The sequence below is a fragment of the Variovorax paradoxus genome (genome assembly GCF_009498455.1).
GTDB lineage: Bacteria > Pseudomonadota > Gammaproteobacteria > Burkholderiales > Burkholderiaceae_C > Variovorax > Variovorax paradoxus_H.
Window position 1 is genome coordinate 4,247,503 of record NZ_CP045644.1, and the last position, 16,086, is coordinate 4,263,588.

Consider the following 16,086-nt stretch of genomic DNA (forward strand, 5'->3'; position numbering starts at 1 on the left):
CATGTCCACCTCTTTTCCGTCGCTCTTTCCCGGCATGCTGTTGGACGCGGCGAGCCGCTATGCCGAAGACCACATCGTCGTCGCGATCCAGGGCGACCCCGTGCGCGAACTGGGCTGGACGGCCACCCTCGTGCCCGAGGAGGCCGGCGGTGTCGGCGGCAGCCTGAGCGATCTCGCGTCGATCGTGGAGGGGCTCGCCACGCACGGCCTGCAGCTGCCCGTGGTCGAGACCTGCGCCGTGGTGCCACTGCTGTTGCAGGCCGCGGGCGCCGAAACGGCCCATCGCTGGCTGGAGGCCGTGGCCGAGGGCAGCGTGCAGATGGCACCGCTGACCGCCTTGTCCGCCACGCCCGACGTCAATGCCGTGACGGCTCGGCACCTCGACATCGGCTACGAGCTGAGCGGCACCGTGCAGGGCGTCGACGCGACGCTGCCTGCCACGCATTACCTCGTTCCTGCGCAGGTCGATGGCGAGGACGCCATCTTCCTGGTCGATGCCGAACGCATCGGCGCACCGAAGGCCCGCTACCGGACGATGGAGGGCCGCGTGGGCGCGGACTTCGTCCTGGCACAGCTGGCCGTGCCCGAGAGCGCGTGCATCGCGCGCGGTGCCGCCGCACGCGACGCGCGCGCCAAGGCCACCGATGCCGCCTTGCTGCTTACCGCCGCCGACACGGTGGCCGCGCTGGCCACGCTCATCCGCCAGACCGTCACCCACCTGAAGGAGCGGCGCCAGTTCGGCGTGGCGCTCTCGAGCTTCCAGGTGCTGCGCCATCGCGTCGCCGATATGTACGTGAAGTACCTGGGCGCCAAGGGCCTGGTGATCCATTGCTTCAACGACTACGAGCAGGACGCGCCCGATCTGCGCCGCACCTTGCGCCTGGCCAAGGTGTCGCTGGCCGAGTCGGCGCGCGCCTGTGCGGAAGCGGCCATCCAGATGCACGGCGGCATGGGCGTGAGCGAAGAGGTGCTGGCCACGCGCACGGCGCAGCGGCTCATTGCCTCCGAGTTCCGCTATGGCGACCGCCTCCTGCATGTCGCCTACCTGTTGGCGCTGGCGCCACAGGCGAGCGCACCACACGTTTCTTTTTCCAACCAAACCGGGAGTGTGCGATGAGCATCAATCTGGAAGTTTCCGAACACATCGCCGTCGTCCGGCTCGACAAGCCGCCGGTCAACGCACTGGACCGCGCCACGCGCCGCCGCCTGATCGAGATCTTCGACGAGGTCTCCGAGCGCTCCGACGTGCGCGTGGCGATCCTCACGGGAACCGGCAAGTTCTTCTGCTCCGGCGCGGACCTGAAGGACCGCCCCAATGCCGACAAGGCCGGCGACTTTCTCGACCACAACCGCTGGACGCGCGAGACGGGCAATGCCATTCGCGAATGCGCCAAGCCCGTGATCGCGGCCGTGAACGGCCCCGCACTGGGCGCGGGCTTCGGCCTCATGGCCTCGTGCGACATCTTCCTGGCGAGCGAGGACGCCACCTTCGCCATGCCCGAGATCAACGTGGGTCTCGCGGGCGGTGTCTCGATGCTGCGGACCATGGTCGGGCGTTCGTTCACGCGCCGCATGTTCTTCACCGGCATGAAGGTGCCGGCCGCCGAGCTGTACCGCCGCGGCGTGATCGACGAGGTGGTGCCTGCCGAGCAACTGATGCCGCTGGCGATGGAGATTGCGCAGGAGATCGCCTCCAAGGCGCCGCTGGCCATCGCCTATGCCAAGCAGGCCGCCAACATGATGGACCTGATGCCGCAGCGCGACGGCTACCGCTTCGAGCAGAACTTCACCATGGCGCTGGCCCGCACCGAAGACGCGCAGGAAGCCCGCACGGCCTTCCTCGAGAAGCGCAAACCTGTCTACAAGGGGCGCTGAGATGCTGGTCGTGGAAGTGGGGCGCGGCATGGACGCGCTGTTCGAGCCGCGCTCGATCGCCATCTTCGGTGCGTCGGACGACGTCACCAAGATCGGCGGCCGGCCGCTGCAGTTCCTGCAGAAGTACGGCTACGCGGGCGGCATCTATCCGATCAACCGCAAGGCGGGCCTCGTGCAGTCGCTGCCGGCCTATGCAACCCTGGACGACGTGCCCGAAGTGCCCGAGCTGGCCGTGATCGCCGTGCCGCCCGCGGGCGTGCTCGACGCGGTGAAAGACTGTGCCCGGCGCGGTGTGAAAGCCGCCGTCATCCTGTCGGCCGGGTTTTCCGAGATGGGCGAGGAGGGCAGCCGCCTGCAGGCCCAGATCGGCGACGTCGCGCGGGCCACCGGCCTGCGCGTGGTCGGCCCCAACTGCCTGGGCGCGATCGGCGTGCCCGACAAGAGCATCGCCACCTTCTCGGTGGCGCTGGAGTCGTCCTTTCCGGTGGCCGGCCCCGTGGGCATCGTCTCGCAGAGCGGCAACCTCGGCAGCTTCACCCTGCGCCTGGCCGGCGAGCGCGGCCTGGGCGTGAGTCGCATGCTGACGACGGGCAACGAATGCGACGTGGACATCGCCGATGCCATCGCTTCGCTGGCGGCCGACCCCGGCACGCGCGTGATCCTGTGCTGCATGGAAACCTGCCGCGACGGCGCCAAGCTGACGCAGGCCATGGCGATGGCCCGCGAGGCGGGCAAGCCGCTGGTGGTGTTGAAGGTCGGCGTCTCGGAGGCCGGCAGCGAGGCCGCGGCCTCGCACACCGGCGCGCTGGCCTGTTCCGACGCCGTGTTCGATGTGGTGCTGCGCAACGGCGGCGCGATCCGCGTGCCCAGCATCGAGCAACTGCTCGAAGTCGGCCATGCGCTGTCGGTCGTCGGTCCGGCGCATGTGCCCGGCGGCCACCGCGTGGCCGTGCTCACGGCTTCCGGTGGCTTCGGCGTGCTGCTGGCCGATGCGGCAAGCGCGCAAGGCCTGGCGCTGCCCAAGCTCGCCGCGCAGACGCAGGAACGCATCCTGGCGGTCGTGCCCTTCGCGTCGCCCTCCAATCCGGTGGACATGACGGCACAGGTGTCGAGCCGGCCCGAGGTGCTGGCGCGCATGCTCGATGCCGTGGCGCGCGACGACAGCTGCGATGCGCTGATCCTGCAGTCGGCCAATGCCTTCCATGTGCCCCGGCTGCGCGATGTCTTTCTTGCCGCGCTGGAACAGGTGCGCAAGGACCATCCGTCGCGCCTGATCCTGCTGTGTGCCCGCGCGCCGCAGGACGTGCGGGCCACGCTCAACGCCATGGGCTTTCCCGTGGTCGAAGGCATCGATGCGGCCTGCGCGACCCTGGCGGCACTGCTGCGCTTCGGTGCGCGCGACGCCGCACGGGCGGCAGCGCCAGTCATCGAGCGCGTGCCGCTGGCCGCGCAGGCCTTCGCCACCGAGGCGAGCGCCAAGGCCGTGCTGGCGGAAGCCGGCCTGCCCGTGCCGCGGGAAGCGATCGCCGCCAACCGCGACGAGGCGCTCGCCGCGGCGCGCGCGATGGGCTTTCCGCTGGTGCTCAAGATCGTCTCGCCCGACATCGCCCACAAGACCGAGGTCGGCGGCGTGTTCGTCGGCGTGCGCTCCGAAGCGCAGCTGCTCGAGGAGTACGACAACCTGCTCGCACGCGTGGAGCAGAAGGCGCCCGCGGCCCGCATCGCCGGCGTGCTCGTCGCGCAGATGGTGCAGGGCGGCGTCGAGCTGATCCTGGGCACCAAGAAGGACCCGATGTTCGGTCCGATGGTGATGGTCGGCCTGGGCGGCATCTTTGCCGAGATCTTCAAGGACGTGGCGCTGCAGCCCGCGCCGGTCGACGAGGCGCAGGCCACCGCCATGCTGCAGTCGCTCAAGGCCTTTGCGCTGCTCGACGGCGCGCGCGGCCGGCCCAAGGCCGATGTGACGGCGGCGGCGCAAGCCATCGTGGCGTTGTCGCGGTTTGCCGTGCGCCATGCCGACAGCGTGTCCGAGATCGATATCAATCCCTTGGTGGTGCTGGACCAGGGGCGCGGCGCGCATGCGCTGGACGCCCTGCTGGTGCCCGAGCCACCCCTCACGAAAGCCCACCCATGACGATGTCTCTTTCAGGCCGAGCGGCCTTCATCAGCGGCGCCGGCCACGGCATCGGTCGCGCCACCGCACGCGCCATGGCCCGCCTGGGCGCCACCGTCGGCATCAACGACCTGAAGCCCGAGTTCGTGGAGGAGGCCGTGGCCGAGATCCGCGCGCTGGGCGGCCAGGCCATCGGACTGCCTTGCGACGTGTCGACGCGCGAAGGCATGCGCGAGGCCGTGGCGCAGTTCACGCGCGACGCGGGACGGCTGGACATCATGGTCAACAACGCCGCCTGGGTGCGCTATCAGCCGCTTGCCGAGATCACGCCCGAGGTCATGGACCGCATGGTGGAGATCGGCTTCAAGTCGGTGATCTGGGGCATCCAGGCCGCGGCGGAGGCCATGGACCCGGAGCGCGGCGGCTCGATCATCAACGTGGCCTCCATCGCAGCCTTCAAGTCGCCCATGCGATCGGTGGTCTACAGCGGCATCAAGGCCGGCGTGCTGGGCATCACCCGCGCATCGGCGGCCGACCTGGGCGCGCGCAACATCCGCGTGAACGCGGTCGCGCCCGGTGCCGTGCCCACCGAGGGAACGGTCAAGAACCGCAACGCCGAACTCGATGCCCGGCGCATCGCACGCACACCGCTGGGCCGCCTGGGCACGGTGGAGGACATCGCCGATGCCATCTGCTTCCTGGCGGGCGACGGCTCGCGCTTCTTCAACGCGGACGTGCTGCGCCTGGACGGCGGCGCTTCGGAGACGTCGCTGTGAGCGGCGCCGTTGCATCGCCCAAGCGCGTGCAGAACGTGTTCGTCGTGGCGAAGGAGCCCGCCAGCCTGCATGCCTTCTACGAAGGTGCGCTCGGCCTGCCGATGAAGTTCCGCGACGGCGACCGCTGGATCCAGTACGGCGTGGGCCACACCAACGTCGCCCTGGCCTGCCTTGAAGAAGCGGCGCCCGCCACCAGCGGGCTGGTGATGGTGCTGGAGGTGGACGACTTCGAGGGCGCGCAGGAGCGCATCGTTGCCGCCGGCGGGCAGGTCCTGGGCCTGCGCGACATGGGCGACCACGGGGCCGTGCTGTCGCTGCGCGATCCCGAGGGCAACCTGGTGCAGCTGTTCCGGCGCGCCGCGCCCGCTGCTGCATGAGCGCGTCGGAGCCGATGCCGGCGGCCTTGCAGTCGCTGCTGGACCGCGAAGCGATCCGCGACTGCCTGTTGCGCTATTGCCGGGGCATCGACCGCTGCGACGAGGCCGCCTTGCGTTCGGCCTACTGGGAGGACGCCACGGACTGCCACGGCGCGTGGAACGGCAGCGCCGACGGCTTCATCGCGCAGGCGATGCCCAGGCTGCGGCAGGGCGGACGCCGCGTCCACCAGATCACCAATGTGCTGATCGAGCTGCATGGCGATGTGGCCGCGGTGGAAAGCAGCTTCTTCGCGCTGCAGGCCACGGCCACGCAGCCCGACCGCGAGACCTTTCTTTGCGGCCGTTATGTGGACCGTTTCGAACGTCGTAGCGGCGAGTGGCGCGTGGCCGCGCGGACCGTGGTTTACGACTGGATCGAGGAGCGCACGCGGCCCGAGCTGGCGCAGGACGACACCACGCTGTTCGGCGTGCGCCAGCCGGTCGGCACGGCAGCGCCGCACGACGCCGTGTACGCGTTGTTGCGCGACGTGCGCGGCACCTGATGCCCACCGTTCTGCTCACAGGCGCCGCTGCGGGCATCGGCCGCGCCACGGCGTTGGCCCTGGCGCGCGAAGGATGGCGCTGCGTGCTGGTCGACGCCGATGCGGACGCGTTGCAGCGCCTCGAAGCCGCCTGGCCGGCCGATGCCGAACCACCGATGCGCCTCGTGGCCGACCTGACGGATGGAGCCCGCATCGAGCGCCTGGGGCACGAGATTCCGCTGCTCGATGCATTGATCAACAACGCGGGCCTGTCGGCCGGTGGGGCCGAGGCCACGTCGGGCCACGACGACGGCTCGGCGGCTCGCCTTCTTGCGCTCAACCTGGCCGCGCCGGCGCGCATGGTGCAGGCCTGTGCGCCGCAGCTGCGACCCGGCGCGCGCATCGTCAACGTCGCTTCCGGCGCGGGCCTGCGCGCCATTCCGTGGCGCGGTCTCTACAGCCCCAGCAAGGCCGGACTGATCGCGCAGGGCCGCGCGTTGGCGCAAGCCCGGCCCGACTGGACGGTGACCACGCTGGCGCCGGGCTTCGTGCGAACCGAACTCGTGCAGCGCCTGATCGATGGCGGTCGACTGAACCCGGCGCAGGCGGTGTCGAAGATTCCCCTGGGCCGGATGGCCGAGCCCGAGGACATGGCGCACGCGTTGTGCTTCCTGGCCAGCCCCGGCGCGCGCGTGCTCACCGGACAGCTGCTGGTGCTCGACGGCGGCTCGTCCGTGTGCGGAGGAAGCCTGCCGCTGCCGGCCTGCGCGCATCCGCCCCTTCCGTTCGATGCACCCTTGCGTCCGCATGCCGAGTCCGTGCGCGAGCCGGCCTGGCATGCCGCGCTGGGCGTGTGGGTGCGTGCGCATGCAGGCCACCCCGACCGCGCGGGCTATTCGGCGGTCATCGATGCGCGCGCGCTGGATGCGCTGCCCGGCACGCGGCTCGATGCCGCGCTCGGTGCGGCGCGCTGCTTCCGTGCGGGCCACGCCGCGCGGGCCAGCCTCACGCTGCTGCTGCCCGCGCCCGAAGCGGGGCTCGATTGGCCGCTGGCCGGCGACGCCGATGCGGCGCGGATGCTGGTGGCCACGCTGGCCGCCGAATGGGGCGCGCACGGGCTGCGCATCAACGCGCTGGAGCTGTCGCACGGCTTGGCGCCGCAGGCCTGCCTGCCGCTGCTCGACTACGTGGCCGGCCCGCGCGCGCAGTTTCTGACTGGGCAGGTGCTGAGGCTCGGCGCCGGGCATTGAGTGGCTGCGGCGGCGCGTCGCCGTTCGCTGCCTGACTCGAAAGCTACTGCGGCTCGTCGTCCATGCGCGGCTGTGACTCTCTCGTGAGTGTCTTGGCCAGCAACCGCAAGGTGCTCGCAGAGGCTGCCGTGGCCTCGGACAGAACGGCCCCGCGCCGGTAGGCCAGTCCCAGGTCCATCGAGGGCACCGCGCTCGACACCACCGTCCGGCGAATGCGCCCGCCATCGTGCGACCACGGGCGAAACACCAGGTCCGACAAGATGGTCACGCCCACGTTCTGTGCAACGAGGCTGCGCACGGCCTCGATCGATTTGGTGCGGAACACGACCTTGGGCTTGAGCTTCATCGCGCTCCAGTAGCGGCTCACGGTGTCCACGTGCTCGTCCATGTCCAGCAGCACGAAGGGCATCTGCGCGATCTCGCGCAGCGACACCGACTTCTGCGTTACCAGCGGATGGTCGAACGACGTCCACAGGCGGCGCTCCGACTTCAGCAGGTTCTCGCGACGGATGTCCGGCGCGCGCGAGAGGTTCGACACCAGGACCACGGCCAGGTCGAATTCGCCGCTGCGCAGGCCGTTCTCGATCTCGAGCCGGTTGCGCTCCACGGGCTCGAACTCGACCAGCGGCAGTTGCCTGCGCATCGCACCGATGATCTTCGGCAGCATGTATTCGGACACGGTGTCGGTGATGGCGAGCTGCACCCGCCCCTCGACCGCAGACACCGAGTTGCGCGTTTCCTCCACCGCCGCCTCGAGCGTGTGCAGCATGTGCTCCGCGTGTCGAAGAAAGCCTTCGCCCTGCACCGTGAGCCGCAGCCCGTCGGAGTGCCGCGTAAAGAGCTGCACCTTCAACGTCGACTCCAGGTTCTTCAGCGACGTGGTCAGCGACGGCTGGCTCACATAGCAGCGCTGGGCCGCGCGGGACACCTGCCCCGTGTGCGCTGCAGCCACGAAGTGCTGCAGCTGCTTGATCGTTATCGACATAGATGCATCCTATATCGCTCTATTGAAAATAGAGATTATGAATTGTCGATGGCAATTCCTAACATCCGGGCAGCACGCCATGTCAGGCGTGTGACGAGGACGCCCACAGTTCCAGCAGCCGCAGTAGCAGGAGAAACCCATGCCATCGACATCACACACTTCCGCCGGCCCCGGCGCCCATCCTCCTGTACCCCACGAGGCCTCGGCTGATGCCGGGCTGTTGAGCCGGCTGGGCCTGCGCTTCACCGCCTGGGCCGAGCGCTGGTTTCCCGACGCCTTCGTGTTCGCGGCCATCGCGGTGGTGGTGGTCGCGGGCGCCGCGCTGCTGAACGGATCGAGCCCGCAGGCGGTGGCCAAGTCCTTCGGCGACGGCTTCTGGAGCCTGATTGTTTTCACGATGCAGATGGCGCTGGTGGCCATCGGCGGCTACGTGGTGGCGACCTCGCCGCCGGCCGCGCGACTCATCCGAAAGCTGGCCGCACTGCCCGTGTCGGGGCGCCAGGCCATCGCGTACGTGGCGGCGATCAGCATGATTTTGTCGCTCTTCAACTGGGGCATTTCGCTGATCTTCAGTGCGCTCTATGTGCGCGCACTGGCCGGCCGCCTCGACCTGCGCATGGACTATCGCGCCGGCGGTGCGGCGGCCTACCTGGGCATGGGCGCGACCTGGGCGTTGGGGCTCAGTTCGTCGGCGGCGCAGCTGCAGGCCAACGCCAGCAGCCTGCCCAAGAGCATCCTGGACATCACCGGCGTGATCCCGTTCAGCCAGACCATCTTCCTGTGGCAGTCGGTCGCCATGGCGCTGGTGTTGATGGTCGTGTCGGTGGCCATCGCGCTGTGGTCGGCGCCCGACGCGAAGCACGCGGTCACGGCGCAGGACCTGGGCGTGGATCTCACGGAAGCCAAGCCCGCTGCCGCCGAGTCCGCCGGGCGCCGCCCCGGCGAGTGGTTCGAGCGCAGCCCGCTGCTCACACTGCTCCTGTGCGCGCTGGGCTTCGGCTGGCTGGCGCAGGAGTTCATGGCCAAGAGCCCGCTGATCGCGATCTCGGGCCTCAACACTTACAACCTGCTGTTCCTCATGATCGGGCTGCTGCTGCACTGGCGCCCGCGCAGCTTTCTCGACGCGGTGTCGCGTGCGGTGCCGTCGACGGCGGGCGTGATCATCCAGTTCCCGCTGTACGGTGCCATCGCGGCCATGTTGACCGCGGCAAAAGGCGACGGAGGCATCACGCTGTCGGACCGCATCGCGCACCTGTTCGTGAGCATTTCCAGCGTCGACAGCTTCGCCGTGGTGATGGGCGCGTATTCCGCCGTGCTGGGCTTCTTCATTCCCTCGGGTGGGGGCAAGTGGATCATCGAGGCGCCCTACGTCATGCAGGCGGCCAACGACCTGAAGGTGCACCTGGGCTGGGCCGTGCAGGTCTACAACGCGGCCGAGGCGCTGCCCAACCTGATCAACCCGTTCTGGATGCTGCCGCTGCTGGGCGTGCTGTCGCTGAAGGCACGCGACATCGTGGGCTTCACCTTCCTGCAGTTGCTGGTGCATGCGCCGCTGGTGCTCTTCATGCTCTGGGCCTTCGGGCGCACGCTGAGCTATGTCGCGCCGGTGATGCCTTGAGCCGCCCAGATTCCGGATGCAAGTGATGACGACGACGGCGCCCACGCAAACCAGACAGGGCTACTGCACGCTCTGCCGTTCGCGCTGCGGCACGCTCAACGAGGTGCAGGGCGACATGCTGGTGTCGGTGCGGCCCGACGCCTCGCACCCCACCGGCCAGGCGATGTGCATGAAGGGGAAGGCCGCGCCCGAGCTTGTGCACAGCCCGCACCGGCTGCGCTACCCGATGCGCCGCACCCGGCCCAAGACCGACGCGGACCCGGGCTGGGTGCGCATTGGCTGGGACGAAGCACTGGCCGAGACCGCGCAGCGCCTGGGCGCCATCAAGGCCGAGAGCGGTGCCGAGTCGGTGGTGTTCGCCGTGACCACGCCCAGCGGCACGCCACTGACGGACAGCATCGACTGGATCGAGCGCTTCGTGCGCCTCTTCGGCAGCCCCAACATCTGCTACGCGACCGAGGTCTGCAACTGGCACAAGGACTTCGCGCACGCGTTCACCTTCGGCTGCGGCATGCCCGCGGCCGACTACGCGCAGGCCGACCTGATCGTGCTCTGGGGTCACAACCCCGCGAACACCTGGCTGGCACAGGCCAACGCCATCGGCCGGGGCCGCGCGAACGGCGCGAAGATGGTGGTGATCGATCCGCGCCCCACCGCGCTCGCGCGGCAGGCCGACACCTGGCTGCCCGTGCGGCCCGGCACTGATGCGGCACTGGCGCTGGGGCTGGTCCATCTGCTGATCGCGGACGCGCGCTTCGACGAAGGTTTCGTGCGCGCGTGGACCAATGCCCCGTTGCTGGTGCGCGGCGACAACGGACACTTCCTGCGCGAGCAGGACCTGTGGCCCGAAGCCCAGGGCAACCGCTTCATGGCGTGGAACGACGCGCGCGGCTGCGCGATGCCCTATGACACCGAGCAGGCGGCGCACGACCAGGATGCCGCCCACTTCCGCCTGCGCGGTGCGGTCGAGATCGACGTGGGCGCACATCGCCTGTCGTGCGCGCCAGCCTTCGAACTGCTGGCCCAGGGCTGCGCCGCCTACACGCCGCCGGATGTCGAACGCATCACCGGCGTTGCTGAAGCGTCTTTGCGCGCGGTCGCTGATCTTTTCGGCACGTGCCGCCGCGTGGCCTATCACGCCTGGACCGGCATCGGCCAGCACACCAACGCGACGCAAGCCGAGCGCGCGGTCGCCACGCTGTATGCGCTGTGCGGCAGTTTCGACCGCATCGGTGCAAACCGCGTTCGCGTCGGTCCGCGCGTCAATGCCGTCAACGCGCTCTCACTGCTGCCCGACGCGCAGCGCGCCAAGGCCCTCGGCCTGGCGCAGCGCCCGATCGGCCCTCCCGCACACGGGTGGGTGACGGCGCGCGACACCTACCGCGCGATGCTCGAAGGCGAGCCCTACAAGGTGCGCGCGATGATGGCCTTCGGCACCAACCTGCCCGTGTCGCAGGCCGACACCGCGCTCGCGCACCGGGCGCTGTCGCAGCTCGAATTCCACGTGCACTGCGATCTGTTCGAAACACCTGCCGCCCGGTATGCCGACATCCTGCTGCCGGTCAATACGCCCTGGGAGCGCGAAGGCCTGCGCGTCGGCTTCGAGATCGACGACCGCGCCGCCGGTTGGGTGCAGTTGCGCCAGCGCATGGTGACGCCGCGCGGCGAATCGCGATCCGACAACGACGTGCTGTTCGATCTGGCCGTTCGACTGGGCATGGGCGACGGCTTCTTCGGCGGCAGTCTCGACGCGGGCTGGAACCACATGCTCGAGCCGCTCGGCCTCACGGTCGACCAGTTGCGCGCCCGGCCCGAAGGCATGGCCTGCGCCATCGACGCGAGCGAGCAGAAGTACGCCCGCGCCACGCCCACCGGCGTGCGCGGCTTCGACACCCCGACGCGCCGCGTCGAGCTCTATTCCGAAACCCTGCTGCGCCACGGCCAGCCGCCGGTCGCCACCTTCGTCGAACCGGCCGACACGCCGCGCGATGCGAAGGCCACGCGGCAGGGCCGCTTTCCGTATGTGCTGAGTTCGGCCAAGAACGGCTTCTATTGCCACAGCCAGCACCGCAGTCTGCCCTCGCTGCGCAAGCGCGCGCCCGATCCGGTGGCCGAGTTGAGCCCGGCGCTGGCGGCCGCCAAGGGCATCGTGGACGGCGACTGGATGCGCATCCGCACGCGCGTGGGCGAGGCCCGCTTCGTCGCACGCGTCACGCCCCAGCTGGCGGACGACGTCATCGTGGCCGAGTTCGGCTGGTGGCAGGGCTGCCCCGAGCTCGACCGCGATGGCCTGCCGATCGAAGGCGCGTTGGGCAGCAACTTCAACGCGCTGATCTCCGCTGACAGCTGCGACCCGGTGAGCGGCTCGGTGCCGCATCGCTCGTTTCTCTGCGACATCGAACGCGACCCGGCCACAGAGATGCGGCAGCGCAAGTGGTCCGGCTACCGGCCCTTTCGCATCAGCGCACTGCGGCCCGAGGCCGACGGCGTGCTGGGCATCCACTTCGAGCCGGTCGACGGCGGCGAACTGCCCGACTACCGCCCCGGTCAGCACCTCGAGATGCAATTGCATCTGGACGACGGCACGCAGGTCACGCGCGCCTACTCGCTCACGGGCGCGGCCGAGGTGCCGGGCCGGCGCAGCTACAGCGTGGCCGTGCGCCACCAGCGCGGCCGCTCGGCCGACGGCACGCCGCACGAGGGGCGCGTGTCGAGCCATCTGCACCGCGCGTTGAAGGTCGGTGACACCCTTGCGCTGCGGGCGCCATCCGGCAGTTTCGTGCTGCCGCGCCACTCGCCGCAACCGCTGGTCTTCTTCGCGGGAGGCATCGGCATCACGCCCTTCATCAGCCTGCTCGAATCGCTGCCCGACGGCGCGCAGGGGCCGGCCATCTGGCTCTACTACGCCAACCAGAACGGCACGACCCACGCGTTTCGCGAGCGCATCGCGCAGCACCGCGCGCGGCTGCCGCAGTTGCAGGTCGTCGACCACTACAACGCACCACAGTTGCAGGAGCGGCAGGGCATCGATTACCAGTCGGACCGCTTCATCGACGCGCGCGTGGTGGACGACGCGTTGATCGCGCAGCGCGCCCGCTTCTACCTGTGCGGACCGCCGGCCATGATGGACGCGGTGACCGCCGGCCTCGTGGCGCGGGGCGTTCCGCGCTTCGACATCTTCAGCGAGGTATTCCGCTCGCCCACCACGCCGCCCACCGACGGCGGCCAGCAGTTCGCCGTCAGCTTTGCGCGCTCGGGCCGCGCTCCCGCGACGTGGACGCCCAAACAGGGCACGTTGCTGACCTTCGGCGAATCGCTCGGCGTGCAGATGGCCAGCGGCTGCCGCGTGGGCCAGTGCGAGAGCTGCGCCGTGCGCCTGCTGAGCGGCAAGGTGCGCCATCTGCACGGCAGCGAACCGGAAGACCCGGCCGTGTGCCTTGCCTGCCAGGCCGTCCCGCTCGAAGACGTGGTGCTCGAGGCTTGACGGCCGGCACCTTCATTCACCTGATTCCATCTGCGACCTCATGAAAATCATCGATACCGAAAGCACCCGCCGTGCGCTGCCCTTCGACCGCCTGATCCCGGCCCTTCGTGAGATGTTCATCGCCGGCTGCGAGGTGCCCTTGCGGCACACGCATTCGCTCCAGGCCGAAACGGACGCCTCGCCCCGCACCGTGCTGGTCATGCCGGCGTGGCAGCCCGACCGCTACCTGGGCATCAAGACGGTGACCATCTTCCCGGACAACGCGCGGCGCGGCCTGCCCGGACTGTTCTCGACCTATGTGCTGTACGACGCCAGCACGGGCGAGCCGTTGGCGCAGATCGACGGCAACGAGATCACGTCGCGCCGCACCGCTGCCGCATCGGCCCTGGCCGCGTCGTATCTCGCGCCTGCAGGGGCGAGGAGTCTGCTGGTCGTCGGCTGCGGGCGTGTCGGCAGTCTCATTCCCGAGGCCTACCGCGCCGTGCGTCCCATCGAACGCGTGGTGGTGTGGGACCGCGACGCATCTGCGGCGAAGGCACTCGCTGCGCGGCTGTGCGCGCAGAACATCGAGGCGGCCGTTGCGCCGGACCTCGCCCATGCGGTGAACGACGTCGACATCGTGAGCTGCGCCACGCTTGCCACGCAGCCGGTGGTGCAGGGCGCGTGGCTGCGGCCTCGCAGCCACCTCGACCTCATCGGCAGTTTCACGCCGCAGATGCGCGAAGCCGACGATGCCTGCTTTGCAGGCGCACGTCTGTTTGTCGATACGCAAGAAGCGTTGCAAAAGAGTGGCGAACTGCTCGGGCCCATGTCGCGCGGCGTGTTCGCTGCCGACGACGTGGCGGGGGAGTTGGCCGACCTGGCTGCGGGCCGGATCCAGGGTCGCGGCGATCGTGATGGACGAACCGTCTTCAAGGCCGTGGGCACCGCCCTGGAGGACCTGGCCGCGGCAGTGGTGGTCTACGAGGCTTTGGATTCGAACTGAGGCACTTGCCTTCGCCGGCCGCTAGGTGCCGGGCGCCTCCTGCCCCTGTGCCGCAGGCAAGCCCCGCGCATGCGCCTTCAGGCAGTCAATGAAGTCCATGAGCGTGGCTGAAACATGCTCGCGGTTCCACACCACGGTGATGGGGCCGAAGCGGATGTTCGAATCAATGGCGACCTTCTTGAACAGCCCCAGCGAGGTCATGTAGTCCGCCATGGATTCCGCGCACACGCCGACATAGTCGCCCTTGTGCAGCAGGGCCTGCATCATGGCCAGCGAGGCGGTTTCTGCCTTGGGCACCAGCCACGAGGCCTGTTGCTCGATGAGGTAGGCATCCATCTGGATGCGGGTGAGCGTGCCAAGGGGCGGCATCACCCATTGCTCGCGCAGCACGTCGGCAAAGCCCAGCGGCTGGTTGCTGTGCCAGTGCTTGCTGCCCTGGCCGATGACGATGCTCACCTGGTCGTCGAAAAGCACGTGGTGCGCCAGCTGCGGCTGGTGCGCCCGCGCATCCAGAACGCCGATGACGGCATCCATCGCACGCGTGTCCAGGCCCTTGAGGAGGTCGTCGAACAGACCGTCGTGAATGGACACGGCCACGTCGGCATGGCGCTGCTGGAACGCGGTCACGGCTTCGGGCAGGCCGCCGGCGATGCCGGCCCAGACGCTGCCTACGTTCAGACGCGGCACGCGTCCCGCGGCCACCGCATGCATCTCGCGGCCGGTGCGGGCGATGTCGCCCAGCACGGTGATGGCCAGCCGCTTGAGCAGATGCCCCGCAGGCGTCAGCTGCACCTTGCGCCCGCGCACCACCAGCGGCGTGCCCGCCACGCGCTCCAGTTCTGCCAGCCAGTGCGACATGGCCGATTGCGTCATGTGCAGCCGCGCCGCCGCCTCGGTCAGCGTGCCCGCCTCGTCCAGCACCAGGAAGGATTCCAGATGTCGGACCTTGATGCCGCGGGCCCAGGAGAGGCCTTCCGAGCGCTCGATCATGAGTAAACCTTCATGGTTCCATTTTGCATTTTCACTAGGTGGATGGCAGCGTTGTCATGAAAATTACTTCATCTTTTATGTCAGACCCTCAGAGGAATTCCTGTGCCTGAAGCAATCACGAACGTCTACAAGATCCTGATGGGTGTCGCGGTTGCGGCCGTCACGGTCACCACGGCCACCACCGTGTACGCGCAAGCCTCTTACCCCAGCCGGCCCGTGCGCCTGGTCGTATCGCAGGCGCCGGGCGGCAGCAGCGACACGATCGCGCGCCTGTGGGCCGAGCACGCAGGCAGGGCCATCGGCGCCACCATCGTGGTGGAGAACAAGCCCGGCGCGGGCGGCATCATTGCCGCACAGACCGCGCTGAATGCGCCCGCCGATGGCTACACGCTGCTGTTGGGCAGCGTGTCGCTGATGGTGCTCAACCCGTTCACCTACAAGCCGCTGCCCTACAACCCCGAGAAGGATTTTGTGGGCGTGACCATGCTGACCACGGTGCCGTTCGTGCTGTCGGCCAATCCGGCCACGGGCATCAAGACGCTCAAGGACCTGACGGAAAAAGCCAAGGCGGCGCCGGGCAAGCTGAACTTCGCGTCCGCCGGCCTGGGCAACTCCACGCATCTGGCGGTCGAACTGGTGAGCAATGCCCTGGGCATTTCGATGACCCACATTCCTTACAAGGGCGAGGCCGACGGCATCCTGGCCACCATCGGTGGGCAGACCGAAGTGATGGCGCCGGTGTATGGCACGGCGCTGCCCCACATCAAGAACCACAAGCTCAATCCACTGACCGTGTTGTCGCCGCAGCGCACCCCCGAGTTGCCCGACGTGCCCACGCTGGGCGAGCTGGGCGTGAAGGGCTTCGACAACATGGGCTGGAGTGCCGTGGTGGCACGCGCCGGCACGCCGCCCGACATCGTGGAAAAGCTCAACAAGGCGACGGCCGCCTTCCACAAGAGTCCCGACGTGCAGGCCAAGCTCAAGAGCATGGGCGTGATTGCCATGTCGGGCCCTTCCGCGCTGGTCATGGAAACGGCGGCGCGCGACACCAAGGCCTGGGGCCCCACGCTCGGGGCGCTGAACCTCAGCGCCAAGTAAGCCGGCGACCGCGC

The 16,086-nt window shown here is 69.1% G+C and carries 13 protein-coding genes; 11 read left to right on the forward strand and 2 right to left on the reverse strand.

Translation table 11 applies throughout. The features are described from left to right. Window position 1: 1 nt before the first annotated feature. From GFK26_RS19615 to GFK26_RS19645, 7 genes are read left to right on the forward strand one after another with little or no spacing between them, the layout of a single operon-like run. A complete protein-coding gene (locus tag GFK26_RS19615) occupies window positions 2-1,117 on the forward strand; it encodes an acyl-CoA dehydrogenase family protein (RefSeq protein ID WP_153283440.1) in 1,116 nt (371 codons plus the stop codon). After that, a complete protein-coding gene (locus GFK26_RS19620) occupies window positions 1,114-1,875 on the forward strand; it encodes an enoyl-CoA hydratase/isomerase family protein (protein WP_153283441.1) in 762 nt (253 codons plus the stop codon). Before GFK26_RS19615 ends, GFK26_RS19620 begins: the two co-directional genes overlap by 4 nt. A gap of 1 nt (window position 1,876) precedes the next feature. Beyond that, window positions 1,877-4,009: an acetate--CoA ligase family protein gene (locus tag GFK26_RS19625; protein ID WP_153283442.1), complete on the forward strand. Its 2,133-nt coding sequence runs from the start codon at window positions 1,877-1,879 to the stop codon at window positions 4,007-4,009. Further along, the gene (locus tag GFK26_RS19630) at window positions 4,006-4,764 is read left to right on the forward strand and encodes an SDR family NAD(P)-dependent oxidoreductase (RefSeq protein ID WP_153283443.1); all 759 of its coding nucleotides are present in this window, start codon (window positions 4,006-4,008) and stop codon (window positions 4,762-4,764) included. The genes GFK26_RS19625 and GFK26_RS19630 overlap by 4 nt, the downstream gene beginning before the upstream one ends. Continuing rightward, window positions 4,761-5,141 (forward strand): VOC family protein, encoded by a 381-nt coding sequence (locus tag GFK26_RS19635; RefSeq protein ID WP_153283444.1) that lies wholly within the window; start codon window positions 4,761-4,763, stop codon window positions 5,139-5,141. The genes GFK26_RS19630 and GFK26_RS19635 overlap by 4 nt, the downstream gene beginning before the upstream one ends. Continuing rightward, entirely contained in the window at window positions 5,138-5,683 is a 546-nt protein-coding gene (locus tag GFK26_RS19640; RefSeq protein WP_153283445.1) for a nuclear transport factor 2 family protein, read from the forward strand. The genes GFK26_RS19635 and GFK26_RS19640 overlap by 4 nt, the downstream gene beginning before the upstream one ends. Further along, a complete protein-coding gene (locus GFK26_RS19645; protein WP_153283446.1) occupies window positions 5,683-6,912 on the forward strand; it encodes an SDR family NAD(P)-dependent oxidoreductase in 1,230 nt (409 codons plus the stop codon). Before GFK26_RS19640 ends, GFK26_RS19645 begins: the two co-directional genes overlap by 1 nt. 43 nt (window positions 6,913-6,955) lie before the next feature. On the opposite strand, the gene GFK26_RS19650 is transcribed toward GFK26_RS19645, so the two are convergent. After that, window positions 6,956-7,897 carry a LysR family transcriptional regulator gene (locus GFK26_RS19650; RefSeq protein ID WP_153283447.1) on the reverse strand — a complete coding sequence of 314 codons (942 nt, stop codon included), beginning with the start codon at window positions 7,895-7,897 and terminating at the stop codon, window positions 6,956-6,958. 139 nt (window positions 7,898-8,036) lie between these two features. Between GFK26_RS19650 and GFK26_RS19655 the strand changes: the two genes are divergently transcribed. Genes GFK26_RS19655 through GFK26_RS19665 form a run of 3 tightly spaced genes read left to right on the forward strand, consistent with a single transcriptional unit; the run spans window position 8,037 to window position 13,984 of the window. Beyond that, the gene (locus GFK26_RS19655; protein ID WP_228121707.1) at window positions 8,037-9,515 is read left to right on the forward strand and encodes a short-chain fatty acid transporter; all 1,479 of its coding nucleotides are present in this window, start codon (window positions 8,037-8,039) and stop codon (window positions 9,513-9,515) included. A gap of 16 nt (window positions 9,516-9,531) precedes the next feature. Further along, window positions 9,532-12,999, forward strand: coding sequence for a molybdopterin-dependent oxidoreductase (locus tag GFK26_RS19660; RefSeq protein ID WP_153283448.1), 3,468 nt, complete (start codon window positions 9,532-9,534; stop codon window positions 12,997-12,999). Window positions 13,000-13,039: 40 nt separating this feature from the next. Then, window positions 13,040-13,984, forward strand: coding sequence for an ornithine cyclodeaminase family protein (locus GFK26_RS19665; protein ID WP_153283449.1), 945 nt, complete (start codon window positions 13,040-13,042; stop codon window positions 13,982-13,984). A gap of 21 nt (window positions 13,985-14,005) precedes the next feature. Here GFK26_RS19665 and GFK26_RS19670 read toward each other — a convergent pair whose 3' ends face one another. After that, a complete protein-coding gene (locus GFK26_RS19670; RefSeq protein WP_153283450.1) occupies window positions 14,006-14,974 on the reverse strand; it encodes a LysR family transcriptional regulator in 969 nt (322 codons plus the stop codon). Window positions 14,975-15,076: 102 nt separating this feature from the next. On the opposite strand from GFK26_RS19670, the gene GFK26_RS19675 reads away from it, so the two are divergent. Further along, on the forward strand, window positions 15,077-16,072 hold the full coding sequence (locus GFK26_RS19675; protein ID WP_153283451.1) for a Bug family tripartite tricarboxylate transporter substrate binding protein: 996 nt from the start codon (window positions 15,077-15,079) through the stop codon (window positions 16,070-16,072). The last annotated feature ends 14 nt before the right edge of the window (window positions 16,073-16,086 follow it).